The organism is Polaromonas hydrogenivorans (assembly GCF_040105105.1).
GTDB classification, from domain to species: Bacteria; Pseudomonadota; Gammaproteobacteria; order Burkholderiales; family Burkholderiaceae_C; genus Polaromonas; species Polaromonas hydrogenivorans.
Window position 1 is genome coordinate 4,244,547 of sequence record NZ_CP157675.1, and the last position, 22,392, is coordinate 4,266,938.

At 65.5% G+C, this 22,392-nt stretch carries 19 protein-coding genes and 2 pseudogenes; 7 read left to right on the forward strand and 14 right to left on the reverse strand.

Annotation, left to right across the window (positions count from 1 at the left end; genetic code table 11):
- Nucleotide 1 precedes the first annotated feature (1 nt).
- Together ABLV49_RS20305 and ABLV49_RS26090 are read left to right on the forward strand one after the other, a co-directional pair.
- Nucleotides 2–5,272, forward strand: coding sequence for a trifunctional serine/threonine-protein kinase/ATP-binding protein/sensor histidine kinase (locus ABLV49_RS20305; protein ID WP_349279341.1), 5,271 nt, complete (start codon nucleotides 2–4; stop codon nucleotides 5,270–5,272).
- A gap of 155 nt (nucleotides 5,273–5,427) precedes the next feature.
- Nucleotides 5,428–5,514, forward strand: a pseudogene (locus ABLV49_RS26090) (carboxymuconolactone decarboxylase family protein); the annotation flags it as partial.
- Between the two features lie 96 nt (nucleotides 5,515–5,610).
- Here the strand turns inward: ABLV49_RS26090 and ABLV49_RS20310 are convergent.
- Genes ABLV49_RS20310 through ABLV49_RS20330 form a run of 5 tightly spaced genes read right to left on the reverse strand, consistent with a single transcriptional unit; the run spans nucleotide 5,611 to nucleotide 10,758 of the window.
- Nucleotides 5,611–6,588, reverse strand: coding sequence for a Bug family tripartite tricarboxylate transporter substrate binding protein (locus ABLV49_RS20310; RefSeq protein WP_349279342.1), 978 nt, complete (start codon nucleotides 6,586–6,588; stop codon nucleotides 5,611–5,613).
- 55 nt (nucleotides 6,589–6,643) lie between these two features.
- The gene (locus ABLV49_RS20315; protein WP_415838037.1) at nucleotides 6,644–7,969 is read right to left on the reverse strand and encodes an MFS transporter; all 1,326 of its coding nucleotides are present in this window, start codon (nucleotides 7,967–7,969) and stop codon (nucleotides 6,644–6,646) included.
- 48 nt (nucleotides 7,970–8,017) lie between these two features.
- Nucleotides 8,018–8,674 (reverse strand): hypothetical protein, encoded by a 657-nt coding sequence (locus tag ABLV49_RS20320; RefSeq protein ID WP_349279344.1) that lies wholly within the window; start codon nucleotides 8,672–8,674, stop codon nucleotides 8,018–8,020.
- Between the two features lie 23 nt (nucleotides 8,675–8,697).
- Entirely contained in the window at nucleotides 8,698–10,053 is a 1,356-nt protein-coding gene (locus ABLV49_RS20325) for an amidase (RefSeq protein WP_349279346.1), read from the reverse strand.
- An 18-nt stretch (nucleotides 10,054–10,071) separates the two neighbouring features.
- Nucleotides 10,072–10,758, reverse strand: coding sequence for a DUF2848 domain-containing protein (locus ABLV49_RS20330; RefSeq protein WP_349279348.1), 687 nt, complete (start codon nucleotides 10,756–10,758; stop codon nucleotides 10,072–10,074).
- 125 nt (nucleotides 10,759–10,883) lie between these two features.
- On the opposite strand from ABLV49_RS20330, the gene ABLV49_RS20335 reads away from it, so the two are divergent.
- Nucleotides 10,884–11,570: a GntR family transcriptional regulator gene (locus ABLV49_RS20335; protein ID WP_349279350.1), complete on the forward strand. Its 687-nt coding sequence runs from the start codon at nucleotides 10,884–10,886 to the stop codon at nucleotides 11,568–11,570.
- 188 nt (nucleotides 11,571–11,758) lie between these two features.
- Here the strand turns inward: ABLV49_RS20335 and gap are convergent, their stop codons facing one another.
- Nucleotides 11,759–12,757 carry a type I glyceraldehyde-3-phosphate dehydrogenase gene (gene gap / locus ABLV49_RS20340; RefSeq protein ID WP_349279352.1) on the reverse strand — a complete coding sequence of 333 codons (999 nt, stop codon included), beginning with the start codon at nucleotides 12,755–12,757 and terminating at the stop codon, nucleotides 11,759–11,761.
- A 63-nt stretch (nucleotides 12,758–12,820) separates the two neighbouring features.
- A complete protein-coding gene (gene tkt, locus ABLV49_RS20345; RefSeq protein ID WP_349279354.1) occupies nucleotides 12,821–14,866 on the reverse strand; it encodes a transketolase in 2,046 nt (681 codons plus the stop codon).
- A 200-nt stretch (nucleotides 14,867–15,066) separates the two neighbouring features.
- On the opposite strand from tkt, the gene murU reads away from it, so the two are divergent.
- From murU to ABLV49_RS20360, 3 genes are read left to right on the forward strand one after another with little or no spacing between them, the layout of a single operon-like run.
- On the forward strand, nucleotides 15,067–15,804 hold the full coding sequence (gene murU, locus ABLV49_RS20350) for an N-acetylmuramate alpha-1-phosphate uridylyltransferase MurU (RefSeq protein ID WP_349281829.1): 738 nt from the start codon (nucleotides 15,067–15,069) through the stop codon (nucleotides 15,802–15,804).
- Between the two features lie 14 nt (nucleotides 15,805–15,818).
- Entirely contained in the window at nucleotides 15,819–17,240 is a 1,422-nt protein-coding gene (locus ABLV49_RS20355; RefSeq protein WP_349279356.1) for an aminopeptidase P N-terminal domain-containing protein, read from the forward strand.
- 51 nt (nucleotides 17,241–17,291) lie between these two features.
- Complete coding sequence (locus ABLV49_RS20360) at nucleotides 17,292–17,684, forward strand: glutaredoxin family protein (protein ID WP_349279358.1); 393 nt, start codon at nucleotides 17,292–17,294, stop codon at nucleotides 17,682–17,684.
- A gap of 47 nt (nucleotides 17,685–17,731) precedes the next feature.
- Here ABLV49_RS20360 and ABLV49_RS20365 read toward each other — a convergent pair whose 3' ends face one another.
- The 3 genes and pseudogenes from ABLV49_RS20365 to ABLV49_RS20375 all read right to left on the reverse strand — a co-directional run bounded on the left by ABLV49_RS20365 (nucleotide 17,732) and on the right by ABLV49_RS20375 (nucleotide 18,674).
- Nucleotides 17,732–17,902: a hypothetical protein gene (locus ABLV49_RS20365; protein WP_349281840.1), complete on the reverse strand. Its 171-nt coding sequence runs from the start codon at nucleotides 17,900–17,902 to the stop codon at nucleotides 17,732–17,734.
- Nucleotides 17,903–17,997: 95 nt separating this feature from the next.
- Nucleotides 17,998–18,330: pseudogene (locus ABLV49_RS20370) on the reverse strand (zeta toxin family protein); the annotation flags it as partial.
- The gene (locus tag ABLV49_RS20375) at nucleotides 18,327–18,674 is read right to left on the reverse strand and encodes a TA system antitoxin ParD family protein (RefSeq protein ID WP_349279360.1); all 348 of its coding nucleotides are present in this window, start codon (nucleotides 18,672–18,674) and stop codon (nucleotides 18,327–18,329) included. The gene ABLV49_RS20375 and the pseudogene ABLV49_RS20370, both read right to left, overlap by 4 nt.
- Before the next feature lie 186 nt (nucleotides 18,675–18,860).
- Here ABLV49_RS20375 and ABLV49_RS20380 point away from each other — a divergent pair, with 186 nt between their 5' ends.
- The gene (locus ABLV49_RS20380; RefSeq protein ID WP_349279362.1) at nucleotides 18,861–19,298 is read left to right on the forward strand and encodes a CBS domain-containing protein; all 438 of its coding nucleotides are present in this window, start codon (nucleotides 18,861–18,863) and stop codon (nucleotides 19,296–19,298) included.
- Between the two features lie 36 nt (nucleotides 19,299–19,334).
- Here ABLV49_RS20380 and ABLV49_RS20385 read toward each other — a convergent pair whose 3' ends face one another.
- The 4 genes from ABLV49_RS20385 to ABLV49_RS20400 form a co-directional block, all read right to left on the reverse strand.
- Complete coding sequence (locus tag ABLV49_RS20385; protein ID WP_349279364.1) at nucleotides 19,335–20,093, reverse strand: amino acid ABC transporter ATP-binding protein; 759 nt, start codon at nucleotides 20,091–20,093, stop codon at nucleotides 19,335–19,337.
- Nucleotides 20,094–20,104: 11 nt separating this feature from the next.
- The gene (locus ABLV49_RS20390; RefSeq protein WP_349279366.1) at nucleotides 20,105–20,755 is read right to left on the reverse strand and encodes an amino acid ABC transporter permease; all 651 of its coding nucleotides are present in this window, start codon (nucleotides 20,753–20,755) and stop codon (nucleotides 20,105–20,107) included.
- Nucleotides 20,756–20,771: 16 nt separating this feature from the next.
- Nucleotides 20,772–21,428, reverse strand: a complete 657-nt coding sequence (locus ABLV49_RS20395) for an amino acid ABC transporter permease (RefSeq protein ID WP_349279368.1) — start codon at nucleotides 21,426–21,428, stop codon at nucleotides 20,772–20,774.
- Nucleotides 21,429–21,538: 110 nt separating this feature from the next.
- Entirely contained in the window at nucleotides 21,539–22,333 is a 795-nt protein-coding gene (locus tag ABLV49_RS20400; RefSeq protein WP_349279370.1) for a transporter substrate-binding domain-containing protein, read from the reverse strand.
- Nucleotides 22,334–22,392 lie beyond the last annotated feature (59 nt).

A 22,392-nucleotide genomic window follows, 5' to 3' on the forward strand; every position in this document is an offset into this window, starting at 1 on the left:
AATGATCCAGTTCACACCTCACACCCCTGATGCAGAGCACCCGAGCGGGGACTTTGCCCGCGAGGTTCTGTACCAGAGCCAGACCACGCGGATCTTTCGCGCGCCCCGGCCCACGGGCGCGGCCAGCGTCATCTGCAAAGAGCCGCTCGGCGCGAACGCGCTGGAGCGGCTGTGTCACGAGAAGAAAATCATCGCGCGCCTGGCCGGCATCGAGGGCGTGCCGCGACTGGCTGCGCTGCCGCATCCGGCTGGCGTCATGGCGCTGGAAGATTGCGCGGGCGTGCCGCTGCTGCAGGCCATCCGCAGCCAGGCGCTGGAGTTGCCGGCGCTGCTGGCCCTGGCACGGCAACTGGCGCGGACCGTCGCTGCAGTGCACCGCGCAGGCGTGCTGCACCAGAACATCACCCCGGCCAACATCCTGCTCGCCGGCCCGCAGCGCCAGCCGGTGCTGATTGACTTTCACCTGGCCACCACCTTTGCCGAGGGCCAGCCGGGATTCACCCACCACCGGGACATTCCCGGCACGCTGGCCTATCTGGCGCCCGAGCAGACCGGCCGCACCGGGCGCACGGTGGACCAGCGCGCCGATCTGTATGCGCTGGGGGCGACGCTCTATGAACTGGCCACCGGCCGTCCGCCGTTCGAGAGCGCCGACCCGCTGCAGCTGATCCACGACCATCTGGCGCGCCAGCCGGCGCCGCCTGCCACGCTGGCGCCAGGCTTGCCGCAAGCGCTGTCGGACATCGTCCTGCGCCTGCTGGAAAAAGAGCCCGACCGGCGCTATCAGAGCGCCGAAGGCCTGGCCCATGACCTGTGCCGGCTCATCGAGCGCCTGGCGTGCGATGAAAGCGCGCCCTTCTTGCTGGGTGAACGCGACTTCGCATTGCGGCTGGCGGCGCCCTCGCGGCTGGTCGGGCGCGAGACAGAGATTGACGCGTTGCGGCAGGCTTTCCTGGATACGCTGCGGGGCAACAGCCGCGTCGTGCTGGTCGCCGGCGCGCCGGGCGTCGGCAAGACCGCGCTGATCAACGCGTTGCGGCCGATGGTGACCGCGCAACGCGGCTGGTTCGTGTCCGGCAAGTTCGATCAGTACCGCCGCGATGCCCCGTCGGCCACGGTGCAGGCGCTGCGGGCGCTGGGCCGCCTGCTGCTGGCCGAACCGGAAACGGAACTGACCCATCAGCGCGAACGTATTTTGGCGGTACTTGGCCCGAATGCCGGCGTGATCTGCTCACCAAGGCTGCCGGAGTTCGTGACGCTACTGGGAGAACAGCCCGAAGTTCCCTTGATCGATCCGGCCCAGACCGAGGCCAGGCTTTTGCTGACTGTCCTGGACCTGCTGCGTTCGATCATCTCGACCACGCGGCCGCTGGTGATGGTGATTGATGACCTTCAATGGGCGAGCGCGATCTCGATCCATCTCATTGAAGCCGTTCTGGCCGCGCGGAATCTGCCCGGCCTGCTGCTGGTGGGGGCTTACCGCGAGGCCGGGATAGACGCGATCCACCCGATATCCGCCGCGCTGCCGCGCTGGGCGCAACTCGAATGCGCGCCGGTCCGGCTGCGGCTGTCGGATCTGCCGCCAGCCGATCTCGGCATACTGCTGGCGGAAATGCTGCGCTTGCCGGCGCCACAGTCTGCGGCGCTGGCGCAGGCCTTGAACGCACACACCGGCGGCAACCCCTTTGATACGGTGGAGCTGGTCAATGCGCTGCGCCGCGATGGGGCGCTGGTGCCCGGCCCGGACGGCTGGGATTGGGACGCCGGGGTCATACGCCGCTACATCGGCCAGGGCAATGTGGTCGATCTGCTGAGTGCACGCATTGCCCGACTGCCCGAGCTGGGGCGCGCGCTGCTCGAAACCATGGCATGCCTGGGCGGCGAAGTCGCCTTAAGCCAGTTGCGCGCCGCCACCGGCCTGTCTGCCACCGAGCTGGAAGAGCAACTGGCAGCGCCGCTTGAAGACGGGCTGCTGGTACTCGAACAAGGCGACGACAGCGCCCTGCGCTTTCGGCATGACCGGGTGCAGCAGGCGGCCCATGGCGCGCGGGAGCCGGCCCAGCGCTGCGCGCTGCATCTGACCCTCGCGCGGCGGCTGGCGCTGAAACCGGAGTTCAGTGCTGTGGCGGCGCAGCAGTACCTGCCGGCCATCGAAGCGCTGCATGAGCCGGACGAACGCCGCCGCGCCGCCGGCCTGTTCCGCGAGGCCGCGACCCACGCGCGCCGCGCCGCCAACTATGCCGCGATGGAACGCTTCCTGACGGCCGCGCTAGGGCTGCTCGGGGGCATGAAGACTGCGGCGGACGAGCAGCTGTTTGCTTCGCTGGAGATCGGGCAGCACACCGCGCTCTACAGCCTGGGGCGTCTTGAGGAGGCCGACGGCATCTACCGCTCCATCGAGGGCCGCGGCGGTGATGCGCTGGAACTGGTCGAGGCTGCCTGCGTGCAGGTGAGCAGCCTGACCAATCGCGGCCGGCCGCGCGAAGCCGTGGCGCTGGGCCTGTCCTTGCTGCGGCGACTCGGGCTGCAGGTGCCCTCCGGGGACAACATCGGCATCGAAGTCTCCCGCAAGCTCGATGCCCTGTACCAATGGGTGGGCGCAGTGAGCCTGGCCGACGACCAGCGGCGCCCCGAGGCCGCCGATCCGCGCGGGGTGGCGGTCGCCACGCTCATCAACCGCTTGATGGCGCCGTCGCGCCTGTGCGACCCGATGGCCGTGGCCTGGCTGGTGCTTGAGAGCCATCGGCTGTGGGCCGAGCATGGTCCCTGCGCCAAGCTGGCACTCAGCCTTGGCCACGCCACCCTCGTCACCATTGCGCTGCGCCAGGAATACCGCACCGGCTATGAGGCCGTGCGGCATGTGCTGTCGGTCAGTCAGGCGCGTGGTTATGAGCCGGAAGCATCCCAGGTGGCCGACCTCTTCGCGCTGAGCACCAGCCACTGGTTCGAACCGCTGGAAAACAGCGTCGCCCTGATCCAGAACGCACGCGAAGCCATGCTGCATGGGGGCGACCTGCAAAGCGCCTGCTTCACCTACTACGTCTCCGTCACGGCGCTGCTCGATTGCGAACCGACCCTGGAGCGCTACGCCAGCGAGGTCGAAGCCGGCCTGGCCTTTGCCATTCGCACCGGCAACGAGCATGGCACCGACCTTTACCTCGGTTACCGGCAACTCCTGCGAGCGCTACGCGGCCAGACCCAGGCGACGGGCAGTTTGACCGACGGCGACTACGACGAGGCGGGCCGCGTCGGCCGGCTGGGGGCCAATCCCTCCGCGGATGCCACCTTTCACCTCATGCGCGCGCTCGCCGCCGCCTTGTTCGCAGACATGGGTGGGCTGGTGCGGCACACGGCCGCGCTGCTACGCCTGCGCAGCTATCTCCAGAGCTTCTACGCGACGGCGCTGGTGCACCTGCTGCAGGCGCTGGCGCTGGCGCAACGGGTCAAGGCAGCCGTTCCCGGGGAGCGCGCTGAACTGCTGCGCGAGATGGATCTGTGCCGCGACTGGCTGGCCCTGCGAGCCACCGATTGCCCGGTCAATTTCGGGCACCTGCTCAAGCTGGTCGAGGCCGAGCGCGCCTGGAGCGCGGGCGACCCCTGGCATGCCGCTCGCGCCTTCGACACCGCGCTGCGCGAGGCCCAGGCGCGTCAGCGCCCATGGCACCACGCACTGATCAGCGAGCGGGCCGGCTTGTTCCATCTGGAGCAAGGGCTGGAGCACACCGGACGGCAACTGCTGGCCGAAGCACGGCAACTCTATGAGGCCTGGGGGGCAAGCGCCAAGGCGCGCGAGCTTGAGCGCACCCACGCCTTCCTGCGCATTGCCCACCCTTTGCGGCCCGGCCCGGATTCCGGCAACAACGTGTCTGGCGACAGCATCGACATGCTTGGCGTGCTGCGCGCATCCCAGGCGCTGAGTTCGCAAACCAGCCTTGACAGCCTGAAGACCAGCGTGGTCAAGCTGCTCGGCACGATGACCGGCGCCACATCGGTGCGCTTCGCGCTGCAGGATGAGGACCAGAAGCAATGGCTGCTGTCCGCCACCTCGGATCAGCAGATGGCGCCGATACCGGTCGAAGAGGCGGGAGTGCGCGGCCTGTTGCCGCTGTCAGCCTTTCACTATGCCGAGCGCACCCGCGAGCCGCTGCTGGTGGAGGATGCGACGCGCGATGACCGCTTCGCGCGCGACCCGTATCTCGCCGGGCTGGCGCGTTGTTCACTGCTGGTGATCCCGATCCTGAGCCAGGGTGTGCCACGCGCCGTGTTGCTGCTGGAAAACCAGCTCAGCCGCGGCGCGTTCACCATCGACCGGCTGGACGCGGTGATGCTGATCGCCGGCCAGCTCGCGGTCTCGCTGGAGAACGCGCTGCTGTACGAAAAGCTCGAGCAGCGCGTGCGCGAGAAAACCCGCGAGTTGCGCGAGACCCAGGCCAAACTCATCGCCGCCGCGCGCCAGGCCGGCATGGCCGAGATCGCCACCAACGTGCTGCACAACGTGGGCAACATCCTCAACAGCGTCAACGTCTCGGCCGACCTGCTCGGCAGCACGCTGCGCACCTCGCGCGCCCATGGCTTGTCGCGGGCGGTGCAGCTGATGGACGAACACGCGGCGGACCTGGGCGGCTTTCTGACCCTTGACGGCAAGGGCAAGATGCTGCCGGGCTATCTGGGCCAGCTGGCGCTGGCGCTGGCCGCAGAGCAGCAAGGCATGGCCGAGGAACTCGCCCGCCTCATCCGCAGCATCGATCACATCAAGGACGTGGTGGCCACCCAGCAGTCCTACGCGGGGAGCGCCAGCATTGTCGAGCCGCTGCAGATCTGCGATCTGGTCGAGGATGCCCTGCGCATGAGCGGCGAAGCGCTCGTGCGCCACCAGGTGACGGTGGTGAAGGAGTTTGCACCTGTCCCGGTGGTGCCGCTGGACCGGGCACAGGTTCTGCTGATCCTGGTGAACCTGATCAGCAACGCCAAGTACGCCATGGAAAGCATGGCGGTTGGCTCGCGCCAGATCACGCTGCATGTGCAAGTCGCCGGCGGCTTGCTGCGCATATCGGTCGCGGACAAGGGCGAGGGCATCCCGGCGCAAAACCTCACGCGCATCTTCGCGCACGGCTTCACCACGCGCAAGACCGGCCACGGCTTCGGGCTGCACAGCTGCGCGCTGGCGGCCCGGCAGATGGACGGCACCCTCACCGCCCACAGCGACGGCCCCGGCCGGGGCGCGACCTTCACGCTCGATCTGCCCATCGGCACGGCGCAAGGCGCGCCATGACCCAAGTGCAGAACCGGCGGTTTTGCTGATCGACGACATGCCCTGCACAGCGCACAACCCAGCCTATCGGGCAAGTAGTTGTCTGCGCTCACTGGCATAACAGCGTTACTTCGCTTGAGTATCCACGCAACGTCGGGAGCGGCCCCCGCGGCAAGATACAAGGCCCACTTCGCGCAGCCTTGCACAATCCGGAGCTTGCAGACAAATGGCAAGCGCTCGGGGCGCTGCTGCGCTACGACACCCCCTGCAGCTGTACCGATGAACAAATCACGCAAATCGTTTCGCCGGCCGCCTGACGCGCGACCTCCCGCAAGGGGCAGGGTCACGTTCAAGCCGGTTTATTGCGGCGTTATGTTGGAGTCCTTGACGAACTTGGCGTAGTCGTCCCACTCTTTGCGCACGAAGCTGTTGAAGCCCGCGACGGAGCTGCCGGTCACGTCCAGGCTGATGTCGGTGATCTGCTTCTTCATCTCGCTGGTGTTCAAAAGCAATTGCACCTGTTCGTTGAGCTTGGCGATGATGGCCGGCGGTGTGCCTGCCGGTGCGGCCAGGCCGACCCAGCCGACGGATTTGTAGCCGGCGATACCGGCCTCGGCGACCGTGGGCACATCGGCCAGGGTGGACAGGCGCTTGTCGCCGGTGACGGCCAAGGCCCTGAGCTTGCCGCTCTTGGCGTAGGGCACGGCGGTGGGCGAGGTTTCGAACATCAAATCGATCTGGCCGCCCAGCAGGTCGGCCAGCGCGGGGGCGCCGCCTTTGTAGGCCACATTCAGCATGTCGGTGCCGGTCATCTGCATGAAGCGGCGGGCGGCTACGTCCTGCGGACCGCCGAGGCCGGAGGTGCCCACGCTCAGCTTGCCGGGGTTGGCCTTGGCGTAGGCCACCAGTTCAGCCACGTTCTTGAACGGCCATTTCGGGTTGATGATCAGCACGTTCGACTGGTCGGCGATGCGGATGATGGGCGCGATGTCCTTCAGCGGGTCGAACGGCAGCTTGGCAAACAGGTGGGCGTTGGAGGCCAGGCCGGTGTGGGCCAGCAGCAAGGTGTAGCCGTCCTTCGGCGCCTTGGCCACGAAGTCCATGCCGATGTTGCCGCTGGCACCGGGCTTATTGTCCACCAGCACCGGCTGGCCCAGGCTGACCGCGAGCTTCTGGCCGACGATGCGGGCCACCATGTCGTTGCTGCCGCCGGGCGGATAGGTCACCACCAGGCGAATGGGTTTGGACGGGTATGCGTCTTCCGCGGTGGCAAGCGAAGACAGCAGGACAAGACTGGTTGCAACCAGGGCCATGGAGAGCTGGAATGGTTTTTTCATATCAAGGGTGATTTTGGGTGGATGGTGGATGGTGGATGGTGGATGGCGGGGCGTATCAGTTTTCCAGCGGCGCCTTCGCCGTCTCGCGCGCCACAAAGACGGCCACCAGCGTCAGGCACAGCGCAGCGGTGACATACACCGAGATGGCCAGCGTGGAGCCGTAGGACTTGAACAGCGTGGCGATGATCAGCGGCGCAAAGCCACCGCCCACGATGCCCGCCAGGGTGTACGCCAGGGATGAGCCGGCGTAGCGCACGCGGGTCGGGAACTGCTCGGTGACGAAGGCGGCCTGGGGGCCGTACATCATGGCGTGGATGATCAGGCCGACGACGACGGCGATGCAGATTTGCAGGGGCTGCGCGCTGTCCATCAGCATGAAGAACACATAGGCCCAGACCATGCCCAGCAGTGCGCCGGCGATGTACACCGGGCGGCGGCCCAGCCGGTCGGACAGCGCGCCAAAGAACGGCACGGCGATGGCGTTGCAGGCGGCGCCGAGCATGGTGGCCGTCAGGGCCACGGGGCGGGACAGGTGCAGCACGGTGGTGACATAAGTGAGCGTGAAAACCACCACCAGCGCGTACAGCACGTCGGAACCGATGCGCGAGCCGCCCGCCATCAACAGGCGGCGCCAGTGGTGGGTAAACACCTCCTTGAGCGGCGCCTGGGCCTTTTCGTGGTGGGCTTCGAGTTCCAGGAACACCGGGGTTTCTTCCACGCCCCAGCGCAGCCACAGACCAAAAGCCACCAGCACGACGCTGGCCAGGAAGGGGATGCGCCAGCCCCAGGACTGAAACTCTTCCGGGCTCAGAAACAGGGTCAGCAGCGTGATGAAGCCCGTGCCCAGCAAGGTGCCGCATGACGGGCCCACCTGGGCGAAAGAGGCATTGCGGCCGCGCTGGTGCTGGGAGCCGTGCTCCATCGACAACAGCACCGCGCCCGCCCATTCGCCGCCAATGGCCGCGCCCTGCAAAAAGCGCAGCGTGACCAGCAGCACCGGGCTCCAGATGCCCCATGAGGCATAACCCGGCAAAAAGCCGATCAGTCCGGTGGCCACGCCCATCATCATGAGGGTGGCGGCCAGCACGAAGCGGCGGCCCAGCTTGTCGCCCAGATGGCCGAACACGAAGCCGCCCAGGGGCCGCGAGATGTAACCGACCGCATAGGTCGAAAAGGCCAGGATCGTGCCCGTCAGCGGGTCGAAGGACGGAAAAAACACGGCGTTGAAAACCAGCGCCGCCATCAGGTTGTAGATAGTGAAGTCATACCACTCCAGCGTGGTGCCGACCGAGCTGGCGGCGGCGAGCCGCCCCATTTTCGGCGATCTGGGCAAGGCGGGCGGCGTGGGCAGTACGGGCAATGCGAGTGAAGGATGGGTCATGGGAGTATCGGGTTGGGTAGGCGGTGCGTTAAAAAAGGACGGCGCCGTTCAGCGGGCCAGTTCCTGCGAGAACAGTTTCCACTTGAGCGCGTAGCAGGCCGCGTCCTGTGCGCCTGGCCCGAGCAGCGCCTGCGCCTGGGCCAGGGCGGCATCGTTGGCTTCGGCGCTGCTGGTTTCAATGACCAGCAGCGCAAGAAGCTGGCGGCCTTGCACGCTTTCCCGGGGCAAGGGCGTGCTCAGCGCGTCATCGGGGACCAGCAGGTAGGACTGCACGAAGCCGGGCCGTGCGGCCAGTTGCCGGCCCAGGCTGGCGATGTGCGCGGCCAGCTCCGTCGCCTCGGCGGCCGGGTTCATCGTCAGCACCGACAGCCAGCTGCCGCTGCCCTGGCCCACGACCGCCGTCACGGCGCAGACGCGGCGCATCGGCTCCAGCATGCGGCCCAGGTTGGTGATGGACCAGGCGGTTTGCCGGCCGAAGGCGGCTTGGTAGGCTGGTGAGGTGAAGGCCGCCAGCGAAGCTGTGCGGTACAGGCCCAGGTAGCGCTTGCCGCCGCGCACCGACTGGTAGCGCGCCGCCGAAATAAAGCCCTCGACGCGGGCACGCTCTTCGACGTGCTCGCGGTCGTACCAGTCGTTGAAATCAGCTTCGTCCGCAGCGCCTACATCGGTCGCCACGAACAGCATGCCATGGGAAGTGGAATCCATACCTACGCTCCTTCAGTTGAAAATTAATGCTGGAAATTCAGGGTGGTTTCGATAGCCGCGGCCCAGCCCAGGAGGGCGGCATCGGCCATGGCCGGGCCGGCCAGGCTCAGGCCGACCGGGGCGCCGCCGGGCGGGTGGCAGGGGAGGGAAATGGCGCAGCCGTCGATGAAATTGACAATCGACGGGTTGCGCAGCATGGCGCCGTTGACCGAAAAGTACCGCGCCTCGTCGGCCAGCTCGGCAATGCGCGGCGCGACCAGCGGCACGGTGGGCATCAGCCAGCCGTCAAACTCGCCCAGGCGCGCGGCGACCCGGCGTTGCCAGTCGGCGCGCTGCGCAAACAGCCCGATGTAAGCCCGGGCCGAGAAGTCCCGCCCACGCAAAATGCGCGACAGCACCCGTGGGTCGTAGCCCGCGCCGCGCCGCTCCACCAGGTCGGCATGCCAGGCCCAAGACTCCGCCGCGCTAAAGCCGCCTGCGGCATTGATGCCTGCCAGTTCGTCAAATTCGGGCACCGCCAGTTCCACCAGCTGCGCGCCTGCGGCAGACAAACGCTGCAGCGCGTGCTGAAAGGCTGCGGCCACCTCGGCGTCCATGCCGTCTTGCACCAGCGTGGTGGGAACGGCGAAGCGGGCTTGCGCCAGGCGCGCCGGCCGGGTGGCACCAAGGCTGCCGGAGAGCACCGCATCCATGGCCGCGCAGCCCGCCACATCGGCGGCCAGCACGCCGACCGCGTCCAGCGTGGGCGACAGCGGCACCAGCCCGGTGGACGGCATGCGCCGCGCCGTGGGCTTGAAGCCGGTGATGCCGCACAGGGCAGCAGGGATGCGCGCCGAGCCGCCGGTGTCGCTGCCGACGCTGGCAAGGCACATGCCGTCAGCCACCGCCACCGCAGCGCCCGACGATGAGCCGCCGGGGATGCGCTGCTCGTGCCGCTGCCACGGGTTGGCCGGGGTGCCGTAGTGGGGGTTGATGCCCAGCCCGGAGTAGGCGAATTCGGTCATGTTGGTCTTGCCGACCAGGACCGCGCCCGCCGCCAGCAGGCGCTGCACCGCGCCGGCGTCCTGCGCCGCAGCGGGCGCATCGCGCAGCACCGTGGAGCCGGCCGTCGTGGGCTTGCCGGCCACGTCGAACAGATCCTTGACGGAGACCGGCAAGCCTTCGAGCGGCGAACGCCGCAGGCCCGCGTCGCGCAAGCTGTCCGAGGACTGCGCCAGGCGCACGGCACGTTCGGCAAAGACCTGCGTGAACGCGTGCGCGCCCTCGCCGGCGGGGTCGGCGATGCGGTCCAGGGCCGCTTCGGTCAGCGCCAGCGAACTGCTGTGCCTGGCATCCAGGGCGGCGCGTGCGCTGGTCGTGGTGAATGTGGGGGAATGCATGGCGTCTGCTCCGTGCGTTCAGGCAATGACCGGCAGCGCCAGGCAGCGGTAGGCATGCGTGATGCGGCGGTTCAGGCGCGCGTCAAACAGCTCCATGCGAAAGGCGGGCGACGGACGGATGCCGCCGATGGCGCCCACCGTGCCGCAGGCCATCGCAAAGCCTTCTGCGGGGGCCGGGTTGCCGGCGCCGTAGCGCGCCAGCAGATCGGCAGGTTCGCGCAGCGCGGCCAGCGTGCCTTCCTGGTACAGGCGGAACTCCCCGCCCTCCTCGATCCACGAGCGCAACACCAACTCGTCCCAATGGTCTTGCACATCGGCCAGCCGCCACGCACTGCGCGCCACCGGCTTGGGGCAAATCTGCTTGGACAGGGCAACGCTGTGGGTTTCCAGCGCGCGGTCGGTGTGGTCGGAGGCAATCGACACGAAAAACTCGCCCGCGTGGAAGAAGAGGAAAGGCTCCGCTTCGCCGGAAGTGCCATCGCCCACCACCTGCACGCTGCCGGCCTGGCTCAGCTGGTTGGCCGCGACACGGTAAAAAAGCGGCACCGCACTCGGGCGGGGCACGCCAATCGCCTCAAGCTCACCAATATGGTGCTCGATGGCGTGCGCATCGCGGCCGGTCCAGCCAGCGATCACAAGGCGGTCGACCTCGATCCGCAGGGGCTGGGCGGCGTTTTCAGGGGGGAGATCAAAAATAAGGGTCATAGCAACGTATTTCCTTTTGAAACGATTGAGAAATTTCAGTGAAATATTACAGTGTTTTCTAGCGAATTTCATGCCACGTTTTCCCGTGTAGCATCGGAGGTCCAAATGTGATATTTAAGAGCGCCATGAAACCTGCTGCAGCCGTCCATCAGTCTTCTGCCCGTGTACCGGGCGAGGATCTGTCCCGCAATGAATCCGCCTACGCACGCCTGAAGGACGCGCTGGTGACGCTGGCCTACAAACCGGGTGAATACCTGAACACGGCGCAGGTGATGGAGCGTTTTGGCCTGGGCCGAACCCCCATCAACCAGGCGCTGCACCGGCTGTCCGCCGAGGGGCTGGTGCAGATCATTCCGCGCAAGGGCGCGATGGCCGCGCCGCTGTCGATCAACGACGCGCTGGAGTTGATCGAGGTGCGCCAGGTCAACGAGATGCTGTGCATGCGCCTGGCCGCCGCCGCCATCACCGGCCACGAACTCCAGGAACTCGAAGCCATTGCCCAGGATTTCGAAAACGCCGCCGGGCAGCGCGACGTGGTGGCGCTGATGAACACCGACCGCCTGTTCCACGAAAAAATTGCGCAGGCCGCCCGCAACACCATGCTGCAAGACATCCTGAGCGTGCTGCACGCCCGCTCCCAGCGGTTCTGGGCCATCTCGTTTACAACCGAGGGCCATGTGGACGAGGTGATGGCCGAGCACCGTGCCATCGTTGCGGCCCTGGCCAGCCATGATGCGCAAGCGGCAACCGAGGCGGCCAGAACGCACATCCTCTCGTTCAAGTCGTCGCTGCTGAATCTGTCGCGGTCGTGAGATACCGCCGAATGCTATCAAATATATAGCTACAAATTCTTATGTCACTTGCGTAAACCTGGTTTTTCTTCAAAATTTACCGCCCAGCAACGCCGACAGCCGCGTGATGAAGGCAAGGCGCAAGTCGAAACCTCGGACGCCCAATAAAAAAAGCGCCCGAAGGCGCTTTTTTTATTGGCAAGCAGTGCTTACTTCGACACGACGCGCGCCATCTCCAGGCACTTGTTCGAGTAGCCCCATTCGTTGTCGTACCAGGCGACGATCTTCACGAAGGTGCCGTCCAGCGCGATGCTCGCGTCCGCGTCAAAGATCGAGGTGCGCGTGTCGCCCCGGAAATCGGTGGCGACGACCTTATCCTCGGTGTAGCCCAGCACGCCCTTGAGCGCACCTTCGCTTTGCGCCTTCATCTCGGCGCAGATTTCCTTGAGCGTCGCTTCGCTGTTCAATTCGCAGGTCAGATCGACCACCGACACGTCGCTGGTCGGCACGCGGAAGGACATGCCCGTGAGCTTCTTGTTCAGCTCGGGGATGACCACGCCGACGGCCTTGGCCGCGCCGGTGGACGAGGGAATGATGTTTTCCAGGATGCCGCGTCCGCCGCGCCAGTCCTTGTTTGAAGGGCCGTCCACCGTCTTTTGCGTGGCCGTGGCCGCATGCACCGTGGTCATCAGGCCGCGCTTGATGCCCCATTTGTCGTTGAGCACCTTGGCGACAGGCGCCAGGCAGTTGGTCGTGCAGGACGCGTTGCTGATGATGGCCTGGCCGTCATACGTCTTGTCGTTCACGCCGAAGACGAACATCGGTGTGTCGTCCTTGCTTGGAGCCGAGAAGATCACCTTCTTGGCCCCGGCGGCCAGGTGCTTTTCACCGGCGGCCTTGTCCAGGAACAGCCCGGTGGCTTCCAGCACCACGTCGGCGCCGACTTCGGCCCACTTGAGGTTCAGCGGGTCGCGCTCCTGCGTCAGGCGGATGCGCTTGCCGTTGACGATCAGGGTGTTGCCTTCGACCGAAACCTCGCCCTTGAAGCGGCCATGCACCGAGTCGTACTGCAGCATGTAGGCCAGGTACTCGGGCTCCAATAAATCGTTGATGGCGACGATCTCGATGTCGCTGAAGTTCTGCACGGCGGCGCGCAACACGTTGCGGCCAATGCGGCCGAAGCCGTTAATACCCATCTTGATAGTCATCTTGCTTTTTGCTCCAGTTGGTTAACTTGCAACACCCTCCGGCCGGACAGGCCGGAACGGCACTTATTTTTTCCGCAGCACCTTGCGCACGGTCGCGGCCACATTGGCTGGCGTGAAACCGAAGTGCTCGAACAGCACGGCGGCCGGCGCTGATTCGCCGAAGGTGTCAATGCCAATGACCGCCGCGCAGCCGTATTTCCACCAGCCATCGGTCACGCCCATTTCCACCGCGATGCGCGGCAGGCCTTCGGGCAGGATTTTCGATTTGTAGGCCGTGTCCTGGCGGTCGAACGTGGTCGTGCTAGGCATCGACACCACGCGCACCGCGATCTTCTGGGCGGCCAGCAGTTCCTGCGCCTTCAGCGCCAGCTGCACTTCGGAGCCGGTGGCAATGATGACGGCCTGCGCCTTTTTCTTCATGCCGACTTCTTCCGGCTCGGCCAGCACGTAGGCGCCCTTGCTGATCTGGCCGACATCGTCTTTCGGCGCATACGGCAGGTTCTGGCGGCTCAGCAGCAAGGCCGTGGGCCGGGTCTTGTTTTCCAGCGCCACGGCCCAGGCCACGGCGGTTTCAGCGGTATCGCCCGGACGCCAGACGTCCAGGTTCGGAATCAGGCGCAGGCTGGCGGCATGCTCGATGGACTGGTGCGTCGGGCCGTCTTCGCCCAGGCCGATGGAGTCGTGCGTGAACACATGCACCACGCGCAGCTTCATCAGCGCGGCCATGCGGATGGCATTGCGCGAGTAATCGCTGAAGGTCAAAAAGGTGCCGCCGTAGGGGATGAAGCCGCCATGCAGCGCCACGCCGTTCATGATGGCGGCCATGCCGAACTCGCGCACGCCGTAGTTGATGTGGCGCCCGCCGACCAGGCTGCCGTTGGCGGCCTCGATCTGCACCACGTCGCCGCTGGCGTCAAAGCGCAGGCTGGGCGTGGACTTGGTGTTGGTCAGGTTTGAGCCGGTCAGGTCGGCCGAGCCGCCCAGCAACTCGGGCAGGCCGGCGGTGAAGGATTCGAGCGCCAGCTGCGAGGCCTTGCGCGAAGCCACGGTTTCGGCCCGGGTATGCGCACCGACGACGGTATCGACGGCCAGCTGCGCAAAGCTCTTGGGCAGCTCGCCCTTCATGCGGCGCACGAATTCCGCGGCCAGTTCGGGATGCGCCTTTTTGTAGGCGGCAAAGGTCTTGTCCCATTCGGCTTCGAGCTTGCGGCCCTGGGCCTTGGCATCCCAGGCGGCCATGCTTTCCTTGGGAATCTTGAAAGGCGTGTGCGGCCAGTTGAGCGCGGCGCGGGTCAGGCCGATTTCCTCGGCGCCCAGCGGTTCGCCGTGCGCCTTGGCGGTGTTGGCGCGGTTCGGCGAACCCTTGCCGATGTGCGTCTTGCAGATCACCAGCGTCGGCTTGCCGGATGCCTTCTTGGCCTCGGCAATCGCGGCGGACACGGCGTCGGCGTCATGGCCATCGACCGGGCCAATCACGTTCCAGCCGTAGGCGGCAAAACGCTGCGCGGTGTTGTCGATGAACCAGGGCTCGACCTGGCCGTCAATCGAAATGCCGTTGTCGTCGTACAGCGCGATCAGCTTGTCCAGCTTCCAGGCGCCGGCCAGCGCGGCGGCCTCGTGGCTGATGCCTTCCATCAGGCAGCCGTCGCCCATGAACACGTAGGTGTTGTGGCCGACGACCGTGTGGCCTTCGCGGTTGAACTCCTTGGCCAGCAGCTTTTCAGCCAGCGCCATGCCGACCGCATTGGTCAGACCCTGGCCGAGCGGGCCGGTGGTGGTCTCGATGCCGGGCGTCACGTCCACTTCAGGGTGGCCGGGGGTCTTGGAGCCGAACTGGCGGAAGTTTTTCAGTTCGCTGATCGGCAGCTGGTAGCCGGTCAGGTGCAGCACCGCGTAAATCAGCATCGACGCATGGCCGTTGCTCAGCACGAAGCGGTCGCGGTCCATCCAGTGCGGATTGGTGGGGTTGTGCCGGAGGTGGTCGCCCCAGAGGGCCACGGCCATGTCGGCCATGCCCATGGGGGCGCCGGGATGACCCGAATTGGCTTGTTGTACGGCGTCCATTGCGAGTGCGCGTATCGCATTCGCCATCATTTCGTTTTTGGCCATCAGGCTAAGCTCCGGAAGGTTCGGTAGTCAAGGTAATCCGGCATTTTAACGGCCGCTGCGCTGGCGCCCGCCCGGAGCCGCTTTCTGCAGCGCTGAAACAGCAGCGGCGGCAAATGCTCTAAAGTCGTGTTCATGCAAACCAAGCCCCCCTGCGCCCGCCTCTTTTTGTGCCACTTCAACCGGACATCCGGGGTGGAAAAATGAACCCGCCGATCAAGGCCATGATCCTGGCCGCCGGGCGCGGCGAGCGCATGCGGCCGCTGACCGACCATTGCCCCAAGCCCTTGCTGCAGGTGCGGGGCAAGGCGCTGATCGACTGGCATGCAGAGGCACTGGCACGCGGCGGCTTCAACGAGCTGGTCGTCAACACCGCCTGGCTGGGCGAGCAGATTTCAAGCCATTTAGGCCTTTTGCGCAATACTGGCTGGCATGAACAGCTATCATTTTCATACTCGCACGAAGGCGATGACTTCGGCTATGCGCTCGAAACGGCCGGCGGCATTGCGCGTGCGCTGCCGCTGCTGGGCGATGTGTTCTGGCTGCTGGCGAGCGATGTGTTCGTGCCCGGATTCGAGTTCTCGCCAGAAGCCGCCGACCGCTTCATCGCCAGCGGCAAGCTCGCCCACCTGTGGCTGGTGCCCAATCCGGCGCACAACCCGCGCGGCGATTTCGGCCTGAGCGCTGACGGCCTGGCGCTGAACCTGGCCGCCGACGACCCGGCGCCGCGCTACACCTATAGCACCATCGGCCTGTACCGGCGCGAACTGTTCGACACGCTGGCCTTTGGCAACCCGCAAGGCTTGGCGGTCGCGCTGGCGCCGCTCTTGCGCGCGGCGATGGACCGCCAGCAGGTCAGCGCCGAGCTGTATTCGGGCGCCTGGACCGACGTGGGCACGCCGCAGCGGCTCGCCGAACTGAACCAAATTATTCCGAACTGAAAGCATCACGCCCCATGAGCACCCAATTGAGCCCTTCGGCCGCCTATGCCGTCTATGCCAAACGCCGCGCCGCCATTGGCCGCGCCTTGATCAAGGCCGGCGGCGGCGTGGCCCTGCTGCCCACCGCGCCCGAGTTGCCGCGCAACCGCGACAGCGACTTTCCGTACCGCCACGACAGCTATTTTTATTACCTGACCGGCTTTGGCGAGCCCGGTGCGTGGCTGGCCATCGAGGCCAGCGGCAAAACGGTCAAAAGCACGCTGTTTTGCCGGCCCAAGGATCTGGAACGCGAGATCTGGGACGGCATCCGGCTCGGCCCCCAGGCCGCGCCCGCCGCGCTGGGCGTCGATGCCGCCTTCAGCCTGGATGCGCTCGACGACAAGATGCCCGAACTGCTGGCCAACCAGAACGCCGTGTGGTTTCCGTTCGCCACGCACAAGGGCCTGGAAACCCAGGTCGATGGCTGGCTGAACAAGGTTCGCGCCCGCGTGCGCCTGGGCGCCGAATGCCCGCAAAGCCAGCACGATCTGTGCAAGCTGCTCGACGAAATGCGGCTGTTCAAGGACAGCCACGAAATTTCCATCCTGCGGCGCGCCGGGCAGATTTCCGCCGCCGCCCATGTGCGCGCCATGCAGACCTCCGCCGCGATGCTGCGCGCCAACGTCAAAGGCGGCCTGCGCGAATACCACCTGGAAGCCGAGTTGCTGCACGAGTTCCGCCGCCAGGGCTCTGAATTCCCGGCTTACACCAGCATCGTCGCGGCGGGCGCCAACGCCTGCGTGCTGCACTACCGCGCCGGCAACGCCGAACTGAAATCCGGCCAGCTCTGCCTGATCGACGCCGGCTGCGAACTGGACGGCTACGCCAGCGACATCACCCGCACCTTTCCGGCCGATGGCAAGTTCAGCCCGGCGCAGCGGATTCTCTATGACATCGTGCAGGCGTCGCAGGAAGCCGCGATTGCGGTCACCCGGCCGGGCAACCGTTTCATCGACCCGCACAACGCCGCCACGCGGGTGCTGGTCGAAGGCATGCTCGACACCGGTTTGCTGGCCAAAGCGAAGCACGGCACGGTCGATGACGTGCTGGAGTCGGGCGCCTACCGGCAGTTCTACATGCACCGCACCGGCCACTGGATGGGCATGGACGTGCACGACTGCGGCGACTACACCGAGCCCGGCAGCCAGCCGCATGAAGAAAAGGATGCGCTTGGCCAGAAGGTCATGCGCAAGCCTTCGCGCATCCTGAAACCCGGCATGGTGCTGACGGTCGAGCCCGGCCTGTACGTGCGTCCGGCCAAGGGCGTGCCGAAAAAATTCTGGGACATAGGCATCCGCATCGAGGACGACGCACTGGTGACGGCCCAGGGCTGCGAGCTGATGACGCGCGGCGTGCCGGTGAAGGCGGACGAGATCGAGGCCCTGATGCGCGGCTGACCGGGCGCCGCCTGCCGCCGGGCCGCAGCAGCCAGTCCCCTAAAATTAGCCATGAAAACTTTTATCCGATTCTTTTTTAGAACCCTGCGCGTCGTCCTCGGTCCGGTGGTGCTGCTCAAGGAAACCCTCACCCGCCCCAAGGGCGTGGTGCGCATCCAGGCCGCGCAGGACAAGGTCAACCGGCAATGCAAGTCGCTGGTGCTGTACCAGTACAAGACCTGCCCTTTCTGCAGCAAGGTCCGGCAGGAAATGAGCCGCCTGTCATTGAACATCAAGCGCATCGACGCACAGCCTGAAGGCCCGGACCGTCAGGAATTGCTCAAAGGCAGTGGCCAGACCAAGGTGCCCTGCTTGAGAATCACCGATAAAGCCGGCAAGAGCCAGTGGCTCTACGATTCGGACAAGATCGTGGCGTATTTGCGGGAGCGGTTTGTGGCGGCTTGAGGACAGGCAAGCCTGGCGCGTTGTGAGACTGCGACAGGTCAAAAAGGCTACTCCGTAGCCAGCATCGTCGCCGCCCAGAACGGCAACTCGTCCACCAGCCAAGTCGTCTGCGCTCTTTCGCACATCGCCACCAGTCTGTGCGCGCCCTCCTCCACTTCGGCGGCATCGTAGACAAAGGCCAGATCGGCGATACGCACCGCTTGCCCAAGATGGGCCATGGTGCGCGGATAGCGCTCAAGAATGCGGCTTGCCGGGAGCTATGGCCACCTTCCTGGACGCGCTGGCTGACACGCGCCAGCAGGCGCTGTGGATCATCGAGAGACACCACATAAAAGACCACCTGATAACCCAGCGATTGCGCGTGGCGGATAAGGCCCAGTTTTGATTCGTGCGAAAAAACGGTTTCACTGACAAACCCGACCCTGGCATTGAGCAATGCCTCCCGCCGCGCGTCAGCCCATTCGCGTGCAGCTTCGGAGCGCTTCTGCAAATCAGCGATGTGCCGCAAATGGTTGCGTTCGTACAGGTCAGCGTTCACAAACTCCAGCGCACGGTCCAGGGTGCCGCTCGACACCAAGGCGCGGTAGAGCGTCGATTTTCCAGCGCCGTTGGGTCCGGCCAGAAGATGAAAAATCGGTGGATTCAAGCAGCAGCCCGTTGCACGGCCTGCTGGCGGTTATCTTCAACAATGGTGCGGATATGGGTTTGCAAAACTCCGCTGGTGCTGGCCGCGAGCACCCGCATTTTCAGTGCGTCCAGCGAATCGGGTTCTTTTTCGCGCGACTTTTTCGCCGCCGCCTCGTAGCCTTCAATTGCCGCCCGCGCCTCCTGCGCCGTCAGGCCGCTGTGCTCGACGACCCGGCCCAGCGTGGCCCAGTATTCGACCTGGCCGGCGACGGAGCGACGCAGCGGCTGGGCCGCCGCGCGGGCTTGCTGCACCAGGGCGGCAGGGAGTTTGACGGATGAAAAACCGGTGGATGGCGAGGTCATGAATAATCTCCTGTTTGGCGCATTTTGCGCCAAACAGGAGATCGAGACAAGCCGTGCGGCACACCGCCGGGTCATTGCGTTGCCGTCCTACGCCAGCTTGCGAGGCGGCCGATAGCCAGGCCGCACAGACCCATTAAGCTGACACACGACCCGGCAGCCTGCCGGTCCAACGCAAGGAGTTTCCCGATGACAACCGTTTCAGAAGTCATGACCCGTGGCGCGCGCAGCCTGCGCCCGACCGATACCGTGGTGCAAGCCGCGCAGGCCATGGAGGAACTCAATGTGGGCGTGATTCCCGTCTGCGCGGGCGACAAACTGATCGGCATGGTGACCGACCGCGACATCGTCGTTCGCGGCGTGGCCCAGGGACTCGATGCCAAAACGACGGCGCTGGCCGACGTGATGAGCAGCCATGTGCGCACCGCGCGCGAAGACGATGATGTGGAGGACGTCCTCGACATCATGGGCGAAAACCAGATTCGCCGCATGCCGGTGGTGGACGCGCAGGACAGGCTGATCGGCATCCTTTCCATCGGTGACATTGCCGCCAAGGACCCGGATGTCGATGCCGATGTGGCCACCTCGCTGGGCAATATTTCATCGCCCGCCGAACCGGACCGCTGACACCCGCCGCAAGCGAGCGATCCGGCAAGCGGTCGCTCACAGGGCCGACAGGAATTGCTGCAGTTCCGGCGTTTTCGGACGGCTGAAAAGCACCTCTGGCGGCCCCATTTCATGAACTTTTCCCTGGTGCATAAAGACCACGCGATCACTGACCTTGCGGGCAAAGTTCATCTCGTGCGTCACCAGCATCAGGGTCATGCCTTGCTCCGCCAGGTCTTCCACGACTTGCAGCACCTCGCCGACAAGCTCGGGGTCCAGCGCGGAGGTGACTTCATCGCAGAGCAGCACCTCGGGGTTCATGGCCAGCGCGCGGGCAATGGCCACGCGCTGCTGCTGCCCGCCCGAGAGCTGCTCGGGGCGGTGGTCAAACTTTTCCGCCAGCCCGACCCGCGCCAGCAGCTGCTCGGCGCGCCGGCGGGCTTCAGCTTTGGGAAGCGCCTTGACCAGCATGGGCGCGAGCATCACGTTCTGGCCGACCGTCAGGTGCGGAAACAGGTTGAAGCTCTGGAAGATCATGCCCACGTTCTGGCGCAGCTCGCGCATGGCGTGCGGGTCGTTGATCTTCAGCGCCTGGCCATGCACCGTGAGCACGCCTTCCTGGAACTCCTCCAGGCCGTTGATGCAGCGCAGCAGCGTGCTCTTGCCCGAGCCGCTCTTGCCGATGATGCAGACCACCTCGCGGCGCTCTATCTGCAGGTCGATGCCCTTGAGGACTTCGTTCGTGCCGTAGCGCTTGCGCAGGCCACGGATGTCCACCAGGGGAATGGTCTTGGATGGGTTTGTTTGCAGGGTCATGGGTGTTGGGTTCAGCGCCTGGGGCTGAGTTTTCGTTCAAGGTTGCGGCTCCATACCGACAGCGGAAAGCACAGGGCGAAATACATCAGGCCGACGCAGCCATACACCAGGAAGGGCTCGTAGGTGGCATTGGCAATCATCTGGCCGGCCTTGGTGATTTCCACGAAACCGATCACCGAGGCCAGCGCCGTTCCCTTGATGATCTGGATCAGGAAGCCGACCGTCGGGCCGATGGCAATGCGCGCGGCCTGCGGCAGCACGATGTGGCGCAGCTGCTCGCCGAAATTCATCGCCAGGCTGGCCGCCGCTTCCCACTGGCCGCGTGGAATCGACAGCACGCAGCCGCGCCAGATTTCGGTCAGGTAGGCGCTGGCGTAAAGCGTCAGGCAGACCGAGGCGGCCACCAGCGCCGAGGTGTTGACGCCCAGCATCGACAGCCCGAAATAAGTCAGGAACAGCTGCATCAGCAGCGGCGTTCCCTGAAACACCTGCACATACAGCGCAACGCAGCGCGCGGCGCCCGGCAGCTTCGAGAGCCTGGCGATGAGCAGCACCAGCCCGACGATGCCGCCGCCCGCAAAGGCAATCAGCGACAGCGCCACCGTCCAGCGCAAGGCCAGCAGGAGGTTGCGCACGATGTCCCACAAGGAAAAATCGACCATGGAGTGTCTTCCTGGCTCAAGGGCCGAATATGAAACGCGGCCCGGCCCAGTGGAGCACCTGCCGCACCAGCACGGCCAGGCCGAGGTAAACCAGCGTCACGAGGATGTAGGACTCCATGCTGCGAAAGGTGCGGCTGGAGATGAGGTTGGCGGCATAGGAGATTTCCTCGGTGGAGATCTGGCCGCACACCGCCGAGCCCAGCATCACGATGATGATCTGGCTGACCAGCGCGGGCCACACGCGCTCCAGCGACGGCGGCAGCACCACCCGGGTGAAGATCTGCCAGCGGTTCAGCGCCAGGCTTTGCGCCGCCTCGATCTGGCCGGGGTGCGTGGACTCGATGCCCGCGCGGACGATCTCGCAGGCATAGGCCCCCAGGTTCAGGACCATGGCCAGCATGCTGGCGGTCTCGGGCGACAGCTTCACGCCCATGGCGGGAAGGCCGAAAAAGATGAAGAACAGCTGGATGATGAACGGCGTGTTGCGGACCAGTTCCACATAGGCGCCGACCATGGCGCGCAGCCAGGCGGGGCCATGCACCCGCGACCAGGCGCAGGCGATGCCCAGACAGGTGCCCACCGGCGCCGCGACGGCGGTCAGCAGGGCGGTCAGCGCCAGGCCCCTCAACAGCATGGGCCACTGGCCCAGCACAACAAGAAAATCCAGGCTCATGGTGTCAGGCCGGTTGGTGAGTCAGCAAGGAATTGAAGGCGTGAAGGCGCAATGTGCGAAAGGGGGCAAGCCGGGCCGTTCATGCACGCCCGGCTTGTCCCGGCGCTTGCTTATTCCGGAAGCTCGCCCAGGCCGCGACCCAGCCAGCGCTGCGCGTAGGTGTTGAGCGTGCCATCGGCCTTGGCCTGGCGCAGGATCTCGTTGACCTTGTCGAGCAATGCGGTTTCGCCCTTGCGCGCACCGATGAAATTGGGCGAGTCCTTCAGCAGCAGCTTGTACTCGGCCTGGATTTGCGGATTCTTCTGGATCGCCACCCCGGCCACGGCGGCGCCGGTCGCCAGCAGTTGCGTTTGCTGCGACACGAAAGCCGCCACCGTCGAGTTGTCGTCTTCAAAGCGCTGGATCTTCAGCGTAGGCGGCGCCACCTGCTGCAGCACGTCATCCTGAATCGTGCCGCGCGTCACGGCAATCGACTTGCCCGCCAGATCCTGGAAACTCTTGATGCTGAGCGCCTTGGGGCCAAAGACGGCCTGGTAGAACGGTGCGTAGGCCACCGAAAAGTCGATCACCTTGGCACGCTCCGGGTTCTTGCCGAGCGCCGAGACGATCAGGTCGATTTTTTTGGTCTGCAGGTAGGGAATCCGGTTGGGCGTGCTGACCGGCGTCATTTCGGCCTTGACGCCGAGCTTGTCGGCGATCAGCTGCGCCACCGCCACATCCAGGCCCTGCGGCTTGAAGTCGGGACTCATGAAGCCGTAGGGAGGAAAGTCGGTGGCGATGCCCAGCGAGATGGACTTCCTGGCCATGATGGCCGTGAGCGAATCGTCGGCCTGGGCCGGCACGGACGTCAGGAGAGCGAGTCCGGCGAGCAGGCCGGTGAGCGCCGTGGCGAACTTGAATTTCATGATGCTTGGCTTCCCAAAAAATTGATGAACACAGGGCTCTTTAGGCAAATTGCATGCCA

Bases quoted from the DNA above. Each gene is read 5' to 3' on its own strand.
- ABLV49_RS20385 (WP_349279364.1), bottom strand. From the start codon at position 20,093: ATGACCCTGCAAACAAACCCATCCAAGACCATTCCCCTGGTGGACATC.
- ABLV49_RS20395 (WP_349279368.1), bottom strand. From the start codon at position 21,428: ATGAGCCTGGATTTTCTTGTTGTGCTGGGCCAGTGGCCCATGCTGTTG.
- ABLV49_RS20310 (WP_349279342.1), bottom strand. From the start codon at position 6,588: ATGAAAAAACCATTCCAGCTCTCCATGGCCCTGGTTGCAACCAGTCTT.
- ABLV49_RS20375 (WP_349279360.1), bottom strand. From the start codon at position 18,674: ATGACCTCGCCATCCACCGGTTTTTCATCCGTCAAACTCCCTGCCGCC.
- ABLV49_RS20400 (WP_349279370.1), bottom strand. From the start codon at position 22,333: ATGAAATTCAAGTTCGCCACGGCGCTCACCGGCCTGCTCGCCGGACTC.
- ABLV49_RS20320 (WP_349279344.1), bottom strand. From the start codon at position 8,674: ATGGATTCCACTTCCCATGGCATGCTGTTCGTGGCGACCGATGTAGGC.
- ABLV49_RS20305 (WP_349279341.1), top strand. From the start codon at position 2: ATGATCCAGTTCACACCTCACACCCCTGATGCAGAGCACCCGAGCGGG.
- ABLV49_RS20390 (WP_349279366.1), bottom strand. From the start codon at position 20,755: ATGGTCGATTTTTCCTTGTGGGACATCGTGCGCAACCTCCTGCTGGCC.
- ABLV49_RS20355 (WP_349279356.1), top strand. From the start codon at position 15,819: ATGAGCACCCAATTGAGCCCTTCGGCCGCCTATGCCGTCTATGCCAAA.
- ABLV49_RS20325 (WP_349279346.1), bottom strand. From the start codon at position 10,053: ATGCATTCCCCCACATTCACCACGACCAGCGCACGCGCCGCCCTGGAT.
- gap (WP_349279352.1), bottom strand. From the start codon at position 12,757: ATGACTATCAAGATGGGTATTAACGGCTTCGGCCGCATTGGCCGCAAC.
- ABLV49_RS20360 (WP_349279358.1), top strand. From the start codon at position 17,292: ATGAAAACTTTTATCCGATTCTTTTTTAGAACCCTGCGCGTCGTCCTC.
- ABLV49_RS20365 (WP_349281840.1), bottom strand. From the start codon at position 17,902: ATGGCCCATCTTGGGCAAGCGGTGCGTATCGCCGATCTGGCCTTTGTC.
- ABLV49_RS20335 (WP_349279350.1), top strand. From the start codon at position 10,884: ATGAAACCTGCTGCAGCCGTCCATCAGTCTTCTGCCCGTGTACCGGGC.
- ABLV49_RS20330 (WP_349279348.1), bottom strand. From the start codon at position 10,758: ATGACCCTTATTTTTGATCTCCCCCCTGAAAACGCCGCCCAGCCCCTG.
- ABLV49_RS20315 (WP_415838037.1), bottom strand. From the start codon at position 7,969: ATGACCCATCCTTCACTCGCATTGCCCGTACTGCCCACGCCGCCCGCC.
- murU (WP_349281829.1), top strand. From the start codon at position 15,067: ATGAACCCGCCGATCAAGGCCATGATCCTGGCCGCCGGGCGCGGCGAG.
- tkt (WP_349279354.1), bottom strand. From the start codon at position 14,866: ATGGCCAAAAACGAAATGATGGCGAATGCGATACGCGCACTCGCAATG.
- ABLV49_RS20380 (WP_349279362.1), top strand. From the start codon at position 18,861: ATGACAACCGTTTCAGAAGTCATGACCCGTGGCGCGCGCAGCCTGCGC.